The organism is Alterinioella nitratireducens, from assembly GCF_013155465.1.
Taxonomy (GTDB): Bacteria; Pseudomonadota; Alphaproteobacteria; order Rhodobacterales; family Rhodobacteraceae; genus Alterinioella; species Alterinioella nitratireducens.
Map to the genome: position 1 here is coordinate 573,025 of NZ_JABJVX010000001.1, position 12,775 is coordinate 585,799.

The 12,775-nt window shown below is 65.6% G+C and carries 15 protein-coding genes; 10 read left to right on the forward strand and 5 right to left on the reverse strand.

Going from position 1 to position 12,775, the window contains the following annotated elements; all coding sequences use genetic code 11:
- Window positions 1-49 precede the first annotated feature (49 nt).
- A complete protein-coding gene (locus tag HNS34_RS02900; RefSeq protein WP_172317743.1) occupies window positions 50-598 on the reverse strand; it encodes a peroxiredoxin in 549 nt (182 codons plus the stop codon).
- Window positions 599-776: 178 nt separating this feature from the next.
- Here HNS34_RS02900 and lipA point away from each other — a divergent pair, with 178 nt between their 5' ends.
- The gene (lipA, locus tag HNS34_RS02905; protein WP_172317745.1) at window positions 777-1,730 is read left to right on the forward strand and encodes a lipoyl synthase; all 954 of its coding nucleotides are present in this window, start codon (window positions 777-779) and stop codon (window positions 1,728-1,730) included.
- 85 nt (window positions 1,731-1,815) lie between these two features.
- On the forward strand, window positions 1,816-3,153 hold the full coding sequence (locus HNS34_RS02910; protein WP_172317747.1) for an SEL1-like repeat protein: 1,338 nt from the start codon (window positions 1,816-1,818) through the stop codon (window positions 3,151-3,153).
- A gap of 170 nt (window positions 3,154-3,323) precedes the next feature.
- On the opposite strand, the gene HNS34_RS02915 is transcribed toward HNS34_RS02910, so the two are convergent.
- The 3 genes from HNS34_RS02915 to hpt all read right to left on the reverse strand — a co-directional run bounded on the left by HNS34_RS02915 (window position 3,324) and on the right by hpt (window position 5,484).
- Complete coding sequence (locus tag HNS34_RS02915) at window positions 3,324-4,205, reverse strand: c-type cytochrome (protein ID WP_172317749.1); 882 nt, start codon at window positions 4,203-4,205, stop codon at window positions 3,324-3,326.
- An 85-nt stretch (window positions 4,206-4,290) separates the two neighbouring features.
- Complete coding sequence (locus tag HNS34_RS02920; protein ID WP_172317751.1) at window positions 4,291-4,773, reverse strand: c-type cytochrome; 483 nt, start codon at window positions 4,771-4,773, stop codon at window positions 4,291-4,293.
- Window positions 4,774-4,941: 168 nt separating this feature from the next.
- Window positions 4,942-5,484 carry a hypoxanthine phosphoribosyltransferase gene (hpt, locus tag HNS34_RS02925; protein WP_172317752.1) on the reverse strand — a complete coding sequence of 181 codons (543 nt, stop codon included), beginning with the start codon at window positions 5,482-5,484 and terminating at the stop codon, window positions 4,942-4,944.
- 81 nt (window positions 5,485-5,565) lie between these two features.
- On the opposite strand from hpt, the gene HNS34_RS02930 reads away from it, so the two are divergent.
- The 7 genes from HNS34_RS02930 (at window position 5,566) to HNS34_RS02960 (ending at window position 11,478) form a co-directional block, all read left to right on the forward strand.
- Window positions 5,566-6,015 carry a type II toxin-antitoxin system RatA family toxin gene (locus HNS34_RS02930; protein ID WP_172317754.1) on the forward strand — a complete coding sequence of 150 codons (450 nt, stop codon included), beginning with the start codon at window positions 5,566-5,568 and terminating at the stop codon, window positions 6,013-6,015.
- 85 nt (window positions 6,016-6,100) lie between these two features.
- The gene (locus HNS34_RS02935; protein WP_172317756.1) at window positions 6,101-6,667 is read left to right on the forward strand and encodes an MAPEG family protein; all 567 of its coding nucleotides are present in this window, start codon (window positions 6,101-6,103) and stop codon (window positions 6,665-6,667) included.
- Between the two features lie 70 nt (window positions 6,668-6,737).
- A complete protein-coding gene (locus HNS34_RS02940; protein WP_172317758.1) occupies window positions 6,738-7,310 on the forward strand; it encodes an NYN domain-containing protein in 573 nt (190 codons plus the stop codon).
- An 87-nt stretch (window positions 7,311-7,397) separates the two neighbouring features.
- Entirely contained in the window at window positions 7,398-9,044 is a 1,647-nt protein-coding gene (locus tag HNS34_RS02945; RefSeq protein ID WP_172317760.1) for an acyl-CoA dehydrogenase family protein, read from the forward strand.
- A 23-nt stretch (window positions 9,045-9,067) separates the two neighbouring features.
- Window positions 9,068-10,225: an iron-containing alcohol dehydrogenase gene (locus HNS34_RS02950; RefSeq protein WP_235952593.1), complete on the forward strand. Its 1,158-nt coding sequence runs from the start codon at window positions 9,068-9,070 to the stop codon at window positions 10,223-10,225.
- A 143-nt stretch (window positions 10,226-10,368) separates the two neighbouring features.
- On the forward strand, window positions 10,369-10,557 hold the full coding sequence (locus tag HNS34_RS02955; RefSeq protein ID WP_172317764.1) for a PLD nuclease N-terminal domain-containing protein: 189 nt from the start codon (window positions 10,369-10,371) through the stop codon (window positions 10,555-10,557).
- Window positions 10,558-10,560: 3 nt separating this feature from the next.
- The gene (locus HNS34_RS02960) at window positions 10,561-11,478 is read left to right on the forward strand and encodes a YihY/virulence factor BrkB family protein (protein ID WP_172317766.1); all 918 of its coding nucleotides are present in this window, start codon (window positions 10,561-10,563) and stop codon (window positions 11,476-11,478) included.
- Window positions 11,479-11,484: 6 nt separating this feature from the next.
- On the opposite strand, the gene HNS34_RS02965 is transcribed toward HNS34_RS02960, so the two are convergent.
- Window positions 11,485-12,213, reverse strand: a complete 729-nt coding sequence (locus HNS34_RS02965; protein ID WP_172317768.1) for a Crp/Fnr family transcriptional regulator — start codon at window positions 12,211-12,213, stop codon at window positions 11,485-11,487.
- 100 nt (window positions 12,214-12,313) lie between these two features.
- On the opposite strand from HNS34_RS02965, the gene HNS34_RS02970 reads away from it, so the two are divergent.
- Entirely contained in the window at window positions 12,314-12,673 is a 360-nt protein-coding gene (locus HNS34_RS02970; protein ID WP_172317770.1) for a hypothetical protein, read from the forward strand.
- The last annotated feature ends 102 nt before the right edge of the window (window positions 12,674-12,775 follow it).

Consider the following 12,775-nt stretch of genomic DNA (forward strand, 5'->3'; position numbering starts at 1 on the left):
AGATGGAAAACCGGGCCCGGCAGGAGATGCCGGACCCGGTTTTTTCCATTCAGGCGGCTTTCTCGGCGCTTTCCTCGCGCAGCCAGGTCAGCACCGTTTCCGGCGAGGACACGCCATAGGGGTCTTCGGCGTGGTTGTCGCTCAGCCCCGGTTCCTCGAACCATGCCTCGACCACGCCGTCATTGACCACCGCCGCGTAGCGCCAGGAGCGCAGCCCGAAGCCCAGATTGTCCTTGCGCACCAGCATGCCCACCCGGCGGCTGAACTCGCCCGAGCCATCGGGGATGACCTGGACATTTTGCAGCCCCTGCGCCTCGGCCCATTTGTTCATCACGAACGCGTCGTTGACGGACATGCAGTAGATCGCGTCGATCCCTTCGGCCTGGAAATCGGCAAAGCCGTTCTCATATCCGGGCAACTGGTAGGTCGAGCAGGTGGGCGTGAAGGCGCCGGGCAGGGAAAACAGCACGACGCGCTTGCCCGCGAAATAGTCCTCGGTGGTCTTGTCCTGCCAGCGGAACGGGTTGGGGCCGGTGATGGCCTCGTCGCGGATGCGGGTCTTGAAGGTGACGTGGGGAAGTGTCGCGCCGGTTTGCATGTGAAACCTCCGAAGAATACAGTTACTGGACAAGGTCGGCGACCCGACCGTTTCTGTGGTCATTTAGAACCCTTCTAAACGGCTTTCAATGCGACAATGCTGCATGGCAGCATCCCACCTGGAAGGGGTGACTTTCAGGATGTTCCACGGTTAAACTGCCTCCCGAGGAGGACCGCCCATGCGTGACCTGAAGATCCCCGAGCAGCGCCACCCCGAAAAGGCGCGCCGCCCCGACAATCCGCAGCCGAAGAAACCGGCCTGGATCCGGGTGAAGGCCCCCGTGGGCGAGGGCTACAAGGCCACCCACAAGATCATGCGCGACCACAAGCTGACCACCGTCTGCGAGGAAGCGGGCTGCCCCAATGTGGGCGAATGCTGGTCCCAGGGTCACGCCACGATGATGATCATGGGCGAGGTCTGCACCCGCGCCTGCACCTTCTGCAACATCGCCACCGGCAAGCCGCCCGAGGATCTGGATGTGTTCGAACCGGGCCGCGTCGCCGATGCGGTCAGGAAACTGGGGCTGAACCATGTCGTGATCACCTCCGTCGACCGCGACGACGTGGAAGATGGCGGGGCCGAGCATTTCGCGCAGACCATCCGCGCCATCCGCCGCCAGTCGCCCGGCACCACGATCGAGATCCTGACCCCCGATTTCATCCGCTGTGACCCTGCCGTGCTGGAGATCGTCGTCGCCGCCAAGCCGGATGTCTTCAACCACAACCTCGAAACGGTCCCCGGCCTGTATCCTGAGGTGCGCCCCGGCGCGCGCTATTTCCATTCGCTGCGGCTGTTGCAGCGCGTGAAGGAAATCGACCCGACCATGTTCACCAAATCGGGCATCATGGTGGGCCTGGGCGAGGACAAGCAATCGGTCATCCAGGTGATGGAGGACATGCGCGCCGCCGATATCGATTTCCTGACCATCGGGCAGTATCTGCAACCGACGCCCAAGCACCACGCGGTCGATCGCTTCGTCACGCCCGAGGAGTTCAAGGGCTATGAGAAGGCCGCCTATAACAAGGGCTTCCTGATGGTTTCGGCCACGCCGCTGACACGCTCCTCCTACCATGCGGGCGACGATTTCGCCAAGCTGCGCGAGGCACGGCTGCGCAAATTGCAACCGGCCTGACGGCTGCCCATTTTGTCGAAACCGAAAACCGCGCTAGGATTGGCGCGGTTTTTTCGATTCAGCGATTCAGACAAAGAGGCTTGCCATGAAACATTTTAGCTGCCTGACCTTCGCCCTGGCCCTGCTGGTGACCCCGGTCAGCGCGCAGAGCATCGACGACGCGGTCGAGGCCTATAATTCGGGCCAATACGGGACCGCCCTGGAATACGCCCGCGCGCTGTCCAACCAGGGCGTGGCGCGGGCGCAGAACATGCTTGGCGTGCTCTACAAGAACGGCGAGGGGGTGGAGCAGGACGTGCCGCGCGCCGTTGCCTATTTCGAGGCGGCCATCGCCCTGGGCGAGGCCCGCGCCATGGCCAATCTGGGCACCATGCTGACCGAGGAGTTTCAGGGTTATCCCGCCGATCCGGCCCGCGCCCGCGCGCTGCTTGAACAGGCAATGGCGCTTGGCAATGTCGGCGCGATCAACAGCCTCGGCGTCTGGTACGAGGCCGGGGCGGGCGGCGCTCCGGACTACACCCGCGCGCTGGATCTCTACCGGCAGGCCATGGCGCTTGGCAACATGGATGCGGCGCGCAATATCGGCGCGCTCTATGGCCGGGGCGATGGCGTGACGCAGGATCACGAACGCGCCCGCGCCTATTACCGCATCGCCGCCGATGGCGGCAATGCGGGCGCGATGGACGAGTTGGGCTACCTTCTGCAACGGGGGTGGGGCGGCCCCGCCGACCTGCCCGCCGCGATGCGGTTCTATGAACGCGCGGGCGATCTGGGCGACCCCGAGGCGCTCTATTCCCTGGCCGACATCCATTTCGGCGGGGATGAGGGCGTGCCCGCCGACGTGCCCCGCGCGATCCGCTATTACGAGCGGGCGATGGACGCGGGCAACGGCGATGCCGCCTATGCGCTTGGCTGGATCTACGAAGGCGGGCGCGGTGTGCCCGCCGATCAGGAGCGCGCGCTGGATTATTACTGGAGCGGCTTCGACATGGGATCGGCCGATGCCGCCTATGTGCTCGGCACCATGTCGCGCGATGGCGACCTCTTGCCCGAGGATCACGTCTTTGCCCGACACATGCTTGAGATCGCGCTGGAGCGCGACCATGACTGGGCGGCGAACGAGTTGGGCAATATGTGGGCCGACGGGCGCGGTGGCCCCGCCGATCCGGAGCGCGCCGAGGCGCTCTTGCGGCAGGGCTTCGCGATGGGGGATTCCGAGGCCGCGATCAGCCTGGCCAACCTGCTGCATATCCCCGGCTCGACCCGGCACCGCCCCGTAGAGGCGATGGCGTTCTGCATCCGGGGCATCGCCATGGCGGGCAGCGATGTCCCCGCGCATTACACGGAAACCTGCGATGCGATCGAGGCGCAGCTGTCGTCCGAGGATCGCGCCGCCGCGCTGGAACGCTCACGGCAGCTCTGATCGGCGATTTGGGGAGCGAGGGGCGCTGCCCCTCGCGCTCCCCGGGATATTTTCAGAACAAAGAAGGAAAATTTTAGTCAAATTGTCCGGGGTTTGCCGCATAGTGCATGTTTCGGACATGGCGTCATCAAGAGGTTGGAGTGCGCCTGCGGGAATGAACGCGGCGTTTTCTAAGGCAGGGCGCGCAGATAGGCGGCGATGGCGGCGCGATCCGACGCGGGCAGTTGGCTCATATTGGCGATCACCTCGACCATCTCGCCGCCCGCGCTGTCGAAATTCGGCGTGAAGCCGTCATTGAGGTAATTGGCGATATCCGAGGCCGACCAGGTCAGCTCGGCGGGCGTGATGTCGGGGATGCGCCCGTCGCCCGAGGGGTGGGGCGCGCCGGTCAGCCAGGCGTCGCGTTGCAGCCCGCCAAGCGGATTGCGCGGCGTGTGGCATTCGCCGCAATGGCCAAGCGCCTCGACCAGGTAGCGGCCGCGCTCAAGCTCCGGCGCAAGCTCACCGGTGACGACCCAATCGTCTTGCGAAAAGAGCATCTTCCAGCCGCCGAGGCTGCGCCGGACCGAGAACGGAAAGCCCACGTCATGCGCGCGCGACGGCGTGGCATCAGTGGGCAGGGTGGCCATGAAGGCCCAGAGATCCTGAATGTCTTCCACCTCCGCCCGGCCATAGGTGCCATAGGGAAAGGCCGGGTAGTAATGCTGGCCTTGGGGCGACACGCCGCGCATCACCGCGTTCAGGAAGTCGCGTTCCGACCAGTCGCCGATGCCCTGTTCGGGGTCGGGGCTGATATTGGGGGCGAAGAAGGTGCCGAAATCGGAAGGAAAGCTGCGCCCGCCCGCAAGGACCAGCCGATCCTCGCCCTCGGCCTCGGGCGCGGAATGGCACGACGCGCAGCCGGCGGCAAAGAACACCTGCTCGCCGTTTTCCGCATCCCCGTCGCGCGCGGGCACATCGGCGGCGGAAAGCGGATCGGGCGCGGTGACAATCCAGCCGATGACACCGCCCAGAAGGATCAGCCCCAGGATGAAGCGGAGGAAATTGCGCATATCGGCCCCCTTGGCGGTAATGGCAAAACCGGCGCGGAAGGCTGGCCCCCCGCGCCGTTGCTGTCACAGTCTCACGTTATCCGGCTCAGTTGTTGGACTGGCGGAAATCCTCATGGCAGCTGCCGCAGGACGACCCAAGCGGCCCCATCGCGGCCTGCAGCGCTTCGAGCCCGCCACCCGCGGCCTCCTGCATCCCGCTGACCGCTTCACCATAAGCCTGCCACTCCGCGCCGAACGCGCCCATGTCTTCCCAGATCGCGGGCAGGGCACGGGTGGCGTCGCCAAGCGCTGCATTGTCCGAGCCTTCGGGCCAAAGGGCGCGGCCATCCATCATCGCAAGTGCGGCCAGGTTGTCGGCGGCGGTCTGCGCGGCATCGGCATCGTATTCGGTATTGCCCCGCGCCATGCCGCCCAAGACACCGATATTGAAGGACTGGATGTTCATCTGTCCCTGTCGGGCGGCGATATGGGCGGAGAACGGGTTGCTATGGGCTGCGGAATAGACCGCGGTCGCGACAGGCAGGGCGAGCGTCGCCCCGGCAGCGAGTATCACAATCAGCTTCTTCATCTGGAAATCTCCCTGTTTGTGGGCCTGCACCTTTGGCTGGCGTGAGGTCCAGCATTCGGGTTGTCCTTGCGTAAATCAATCCTTCCAGCGCGCCTCACGCGATGGTGATCTGCACAGGTCTTGTGCGAAATCGCAGGTTGCGCCCTGCGCGGGCGCGCAGCCGGGGCCTCACTCCTCGACGAACCGCACCTTGCCGATATAGGGCAGCGAGCGGTTCATCTGGGCATAGTCGATGCCATAGCCCACAACGAATTCATCGGGGATCTCGAAGCCGGTCCAGCTTGCCTTGACATCGACCTCGCGCCGGGTGGGTTTATCCAAGAGCGCGATGGTCTTGAGCCGGGCGGGCTGGCGGCTTTCAAGCAGGTGCAGCACATGGTTCAGGGTGTGGCCGGTATCGACGATATCCTCGACCACCAGCACGTCGCGGCCATGGATCTCGCCGCGCAGATCCTTCAGGATGCGCACCTCGCGGCTCGACGTCATGCTATCGCCGTAGGAGGAGGCCTCGAGGAAATCCACCTCGACCGGCAGGTGCAGCTCGCGCACGAGGTCGGCGATGAAGACGAAAGAGCCGCGCAGAAGGCCTACGACGATCAGTTTCTCGGTGCCCTTGAAGGCGGTCTCGATCTCGCGCGACAACTCCTCGATCCGCGCGGCGATGCGCTTGGCCGAGATCATCTTGTCCACGACGTAAGGTTTCTGCGTCATCCCGTGATCCCGTGCTGGTCGCTTGAAGTCCCCGCACGGTTTATGACATGGGGATGACGCAAGAGGAAAGCCCGAAACCCGATGCCGAGCCATGCCGAAACCAGGGTGATGCCCTATTCCGCCGCGCAGATGTACGATCTGGTCGGCGATGTCGCGCGTTACCCCGAATTCATCCCCTGGACGCTGGCCGCACGGGTGCGATCCGTGACGCCGACGGAGGAGGGGCAAGTGATGCTGGCCGACCTGGTGATCGGCTTCCGGATGTTCCGCGAACGCTTCGGCAGCCGGGTGACATTCCTTCCCGCCCGCTGCCGGATCGAGACCGAATATATCGACGGGCCGTTCAAGCACATGCGCTCGAACTGGGAATTCGAGGATGTCGAGCGCGGCTGCGAGGTGCGCTTCGACGTCGATTTCGAATTCAAGAGCCGCTTGTTGCAGGGCGCGGCGGGGCTGTTCTTTCAAGATGCCATGACCCGGATCGTGCGGGCGTTCGAGGCGCGCGCGCGTGAACTTTACGGCGATGCCTGACCCCGGGTCACCGGCAGGCCCTTGACCGAGGCGACGCATCCTGCGCTTGATCCCCCCTCTCACGGGGGAACGGGCAGGGCGGCAGATGAAGACGGACGCGATCAGGACACGGCGCTTCACGGCGATCATCCTTGGCTATCCCTTCGCGCTGATGGCGATTGCGACGCTGGTCAATCTGGGCCTTACCGGCATCCGGCCCCTCGCGGTCGGTCTGCCAACGACGCCCGTGCTTGCGGCGCTGATCCTGGCCGCCCTTCTGCTTCTGGCCAATCACACCTGGCTGATGACCTCGACCGAGCTTGCGCGGCTGCGCTACGGGATGCAGGCCACGCCCGAGGAATGGGCCGAGAGCGGCAGAACCCCCGGCGATATAGCGCCCGAGGGGCATGCCGAGCTGCAACGGCGTCAGAACGCGCATCGCAACGCGACCGAGAACAGCGTGATCTTCGCGGTTCTGGCGGGCGCGATGGTGCTGTCCTCGCCCGCGCCCCTGGCCGCGCAGATCTGGATGATCGGCTTTGCCATCGGGCGGCTCGGTCACAGTTACGGGTTTCTCAGCGGTCAGGCGGGTCTGCGCGGGGGCTTCATGAGCGTGAGCCTCATCGCGCTCTACGGCATGGCCGGATACCTCCTGATCGCGCTTTTCCTCTGAGGGCCAAAATTTCGCCGCGTTCGGCTGGCACGGATAACCCATCAGTGGTTTTCCGATACGAGTTTGCGCCATGTCCGTGCCCGTCTTCATTCTCACCCTCGCCAGTGCTGTCACCGTCATCGGCCTCTTCGCGCCGGGATGGTCCGACCTTCTGCTGATCGGGCCGCCCGCCGCCATTGCGGCGCTCGTTCTTCTGCTGCGTTTCTTCTGGCGCAGGCCGAAGGCGGAAAACCTGATCATTCTCGATGGCTCCAACGTCATGCATTGGAAGGACGGGACGCCGCGGCTGGAGATTGTTGCATCCGTGCTGCGCGACCTGGAGGCGGCGGGCTACACCCCCGGTGTCGTGTTCGACGCCAATGCGGGCTACCTGCTGTCGGGCCACTACCGCCATGACGGCGATTTGGGTCGGGCGCTGAAGCTGCCCTCCGACCGTGTGATGGTGGTGCCCAAGGGCACGCCCGCCGACCCCTATATCCTGCGCGCCGCGCGCGACATGGGCGCGCGGATCGTCACCAATGACCGCTATCGCGATTGGGCCGAGGACTTCCCCGAGATTACCCAAAAAGGCCACCTGATCCGGGGCGGTGTCCGGCAGGGGCGGATTTGGCTCGATCTGGCGCAGGCGGCGGCGAGGGCCTGACGGGGCCGCCGAAATCGCGGATCACGGAATTAGGAATTGCGCCGCCGAGGGCAGCCGTCCTAGCCTTGTCCGTGGGAGGACCACGCCATGCAACCCCGCGCGCCCATTGCCGATCTGCCGACCCATGAGGTCACCAACATGCCGCCCCATATGGGCGACCAGGATCTTTGGGGTGGCGACCGCGCCTTGCGGACCTTCGTGACCGCGCAGGGCGGCGACATTCACCACGACGCGCTGGCCGCGGCGGGCAAGGCTGCGGGGCGCGATGCGGTGTTCGAAAAGGCCAACCAGGCCAACCGCCACCCGCCTGAGCTGCGTGCCTTCGACCGCTACGGAATGCGCCTCAATGCGGTGGAGTTTCACCCCGCCTATCACGACCTCATGGCGCTGTCGGTGGCCCACGGCTTGCCCAATTTCGCCTGGGAACATGAAGGGCGGGCGGGTCATCTGGGGCAGGCGGCGCTGACCTACATGTTCAGCCAGCCCGAGGGCGGCGTGATGTGCCCCATGGCGATGACCTATTCCGCCGTGCCGTCGCTGCGCATGACGCCTGCGCTCGCCGAGACCTGGATGCCGCGCATCCTGTCGCGCGACTATGACCGGCGCGATATCCCGGCGGGGGAAAAGACCGGCGCGCTCATCGGCATGTTCATGACCGAGAAACAGGGCGGCTCGGATGTGCGGGCGAATGAAACGCAGGCCCGGCCCGTCAAGGGTGGCTACCTGCTGACGGGGCACAAGTTCTTCTGCTCCGCGCCGATGTGCGACGCCTTCCTGGTGCTGGCGCGGACGCAAGCCGGCCTCTCCTGCTTCCTGGTGCCGCGCTGGCGGCCCGACGGGACGCGCAACGCGCTCTACCTGCAACGGCTGAAGGACAAGCTCGGCAATCGGTCGAACGCCTCCGGTGAGATGGAGTTTCAGGACACCTGGGGCGAAATGGTGGGCGAGGACGGGCGCGGCATCCGCACCATCATCGACATGGTGACCGGCAACCGCATCTATTGCGCCATGTCGTCTGCGGGCATCATGCGGCAGGCTCTGGTGCAGGCGCTACACCATTGCGCGCACCGCTCGGCCTTTCAGAAACGGCTGATCCGGCAGCCGCTGATGCAGAATGTGCTGGCCGATATGGCGCTGGAGGTCGAGGGGGCGCTGGCGCTTGGGCTGCGCGTGGCGCGTGCGATGGACGCACCTGACGACCCGAGCGAGGCGGCGCTGGCGCGCATCGGAACGGCGGTGGCGAAATACTGGAATTGCAAGCGCTGTCCCAGCCTCGTCGTGGAGGCGCTCGAATGTCATGGCGGGCCGGGATATATCGAGGAGAGCATCATGCCGCGCCTCTACCGCGAGGCGCCGGTCAACTCGATCTGGGAAGGGTCGGGCAACATCATGGGGCTGGATGTGCTGCGCGCGATGGGGCGCGAGGCCGAGGCGGTCCCGGCGGTTCTGGGGGAGTTGGAGGCCGCGCGCGGGGGGCACCCGGCCTTTGACCGCGCGGTGGATGATCTGACGCAGGATCTGGGCGACCGGGACGGGATCGAAGCGCGGATGCGGTCCGTGACGGAACGCATCGCGTTGACCCTGCAAGGGGCGCTCCTGATACAACACGCGCCCACGCCGGTGGCCGAAGCCTTCTGTGCCGCGCGCCTCGGGGACAAGTATCGCGGCGCGTTCGGGACGTTGCCCAGGGGATGCGACTTGGCTTCCATCATAGATCGTGCTTTGCCGGACTGACCGCGAAACCTCGGAGACATGCCTTGAATCATCTCGCCCCCCAGGACTGGAGCTTTCCTGTCCCCATCGCCTATGGCCCCGGACGCCTGCGCGAAATGGCCGACCATTGCCGCCGTGCGGGCATGATCCGGCCCCTGATCGTGACCGATCGCGGCTCGGCCTCGCTGTCGTTCCTGGACGATCTGCGCGGCTACCTGGCGGCGGGCGGGCTGGAGTCGGCGCTCTTTTCCGGGATCTCTCCCAACCCGCGCGACACCGAGATCGCGGCGGGACGGGCGCAATACCGCGAGGGCGGCCATGACGGCATCATCGCCATTGGCGGCGGCAGCGGCATGGATGGCGGCAAGGCGATTGCCCTGACGGCGGCGAACGATCTCGATCTCTGGGCGTTCGAGTTCGAGCAGGGCAGCCCGGATGTGGCGGGATTTCCGCCGCTCATCACCATTCCGACCACCGCCGGAACCGGGGCCGAGACCGAGAGCACGGCGATGATCACCGACGCGGGAAAGGCGATGAAATGGTGCGTCTGGCACCCCGATCTGAAACCGTCCCTGGCGCTGCTCGATCCCGAGATCACGCTTGGCCTGCCACCGCACCTGACCGCCTGGACCGGGGCGGATGCGCTGGTTCATGCGATCGAGGCTTACTCGGTTCCCGGTTTCCACCCGCTTTGCGACGGTCTGGCGCTTGAGGCGCTGCGCCTCATCGCGCGCTGGTTGCCCGTGGCGGTGGAGCAGCCGCAAAATCTGGAGGCGCGCGGCGCGATGCTGGCGGGCTCCTGCCTGGCGGGGGTGGCGTTCATGAAGGGGCTCGGGCTGGTCCATGCGATCTCGCACATGGTGGGGGCCGAGCATGACACGCAGCACGGGCTGACCAATGCGGTGCTGCTGCCCGCCGTGCTGCGCTTCAACGCGCCCGCGCTGGAGGGCCGGATCGTGCCCATGGCGCAGGCGGTGGGGCTGGACGATACCTCCTTCGACGCGTTTCACGGATGGGTTTGCGCCGTTCTGGACCGGATCGGCATTCCGAAGACCCTGGCCGAGATCGGCGTGCCGGAAGATGGCGCATCCCGCCTCGCCCAGAAAGCGTTGCAGGACAGTGCCGCGGCCACCAATCCGCGCGCCGCGAGCGCGTCCGAGGTGGAAACGATCCTCCGCGCGGCGTGGAGAACGGGCCGCTGATCCCGCGCCATCCGGTCGTTTCATGGGAACCGGCAAGGTCCGGTGCGCGTTATCCAGCCACAAACGGGGCGGAATGACGCCCGACACCCATCTGACACGAGGGCCGGGCAGTCTGCCCGGTCCGAACCCGAAGGAGACCCGACATGGAAATCGCAGGACTAGGCGGATTGATCGTTCTCGGCCTCGACATCTGGGCCATCATCTCGATTCTCGGGTCTTCGGTCAGCACCGGGAAGAAGGTCCTGTGGTCGCTTCTGATCCTGGTGCTGCCCATCCTGGGCTTCATTATCTGGCTTATCGCCGGACCGCGCGCGGAAACCGGCCGGGCCTGAGCCATGGTCCCGGTTCCCAACCGCTCCCCCAAGGTCTGGTGGTCGATCGGCAAACGTGTCCTCGACGCCATCGGGGAAAAGCGGTTGAGCCTGATTGCCGCCGGGATCGCCTTTTTCGGCATCCTGGCGCTTTTTCCTGCCATCGCCGCGATTATCGCGCTGTGGGGGATCGTCGGCGATCCGCAGGCGATCTTGCCGGTGATGGAGCGCTACAGCGTCTTGTTGCCCGCGGATGTGTTCGACATCATCAGCGGCCAGATCACGGCGCTGGCCGCCGCCGATGAAAGCACCCTGGGCTGGACCACGCTGCTCTCGATCTTCCTGGCGCTCTGGTCCGCGCGCGCGGGCGTTGCGGCGCTGATGCAGGGGATGAACGCGGTCTACGAGGAACGCAACCGGGGCGGGCTGGCGCATTACCTGACCGCCTTCGGCCTGACCGTGGCGCTGATCCTCGTGGCGCTTGTCGCGATCAGCGCCGTGTTGCTGGTGCCCGCGATCATGGCGCTGGTGCCGCTTGGGGCGCTGGCCACCGTCGCGGTCGAGGTCGGGCGCTGGCTGGTGGCGGTGGGGATCCTTTTCCTGGGCGCCGGGCTGATCTACCGTTACGGTCCCAACCGCCGTGCCGCACGCCTGCCCTGGATCACGCCGGGGGCGGTTCTGGCGGTGTTCCTGTGGGCCGGGGCCTCGGTCGCCTTCTCGATCTACCTGACGAATTTCGGCAATTACAACGAGGTCTATGGCTCCATCGGGGCGGTGATCGCGCTGCTCATGTGGCTGTTCATCTCGGGCTTCCTGCTGCTACTGGGGGCCGCGTTGAACGCCGAGCTGGAGCGCCACACCGAACCCGACAGCACCATCGGCCGCGACCGTCCCTTGGGCGAGCGCGGGGCGCAGGCGGCCGATACCTATGTCGAGATCTGATCCGCGCTACATCAGCGGGCGCTGAGGCGGCGCCTCGGTGTCCATCCTGGCGATCTTCGCCAGCTTCTCGCAATCATTGATGAAAAGCGCGCCGTCGTGCCAGCTGGCCAGTTGCCGCTCGCGCAGCTTGGATAACGTCTTGTTGGTATGCACCAGCGACAGGCCGAGCGCATCGGCCAGATCCTGCTGGCGGTAATGCAGCGGCATGGTGTGGTTCTTGACCAGCCCCAGGGCCTCGCCGCGCTGCATGATCTTGACCAGCGCCCAGGCCACCCGCTCGGTGGCGTCGCGCTGTCCGACCGTGGCCAGGGTCTCGCCCATGAAATGTTCCTCGACCGCGGCCAGCCAGGTCAGGTCGAAGGCGCGTTCGGGATGGGTCTTGAAGAAATGCCAGAATTCGGCCCGGTTGAAGACGCAGAGCGTCATCGGCGTCGTGGCCTCGACCGAATGCTGCATCTCGCCCATCACGGCGGCCTGCAAGCCGATGAAATCGCCGGGAAAGACGAAGTTCAGCACCTGGCGGCGCCCGTTCTCCAGCGTCTTGTAGCGCAGCCCCATGCCGCGCAGCGCGGTGAAGAGCTGCGGGCTGTTGGACCCTTCGATCAGCATCGGGGTGCCCGGCTCGATCACCAGCTCGCCCACCTTGAAGCGCTGCATGAATTTCGTGTCGTCATCGGAATGCGGCACGAACAGGTTGCTGCGTCTGAGGGGGCAATGGGCGCATTTCGTCGCCATGACGGCGGGTCCTCCGGACATTTGCTATGTCGTGGTTTAATGCGCGGGCGCGCGGAAAGTTCCAGACTCGGTTTTTGTCCGAAGTTTGGAATCAGTCCGCATGGCTGCCCGAATCATCATCGTCGAATCCGATCTGTTCGTCTGCGAGGATCTGTCCCAGATCCTGCGTGAGACGCTGGAGCGTGTCACTGTGATCGCGGTCCCGGACGTGCAGCAGGCGCTGACCGAGATGCAGTCGGGCCTGCGCGTGGACATGGTCTTTCTGAACGGCAGCGCGGCGCAGTCCGAGGATGCGGCGCTTTTGGACCTTGTGGACAATCACGGTGCCCATCTGGTCCGGATCGGCGCGCCCGCGGACCGCTCGGGCCGGACCGCCCGGCATGAGACCGACATCGCCGCACCCTTCACCAATGATGCGATCCAGGCGATCTTCAGGAACCCCAGACCGGACGCGGAGTGAGCCCGTCGCGGGCGGCCCTTTTCGGCGGGAACCAATTGCGCATCGGGGGCGTTTTTCAGGCATGACCGACCACCGGGAAGGTGGACCTGAAAGGAAACGCTG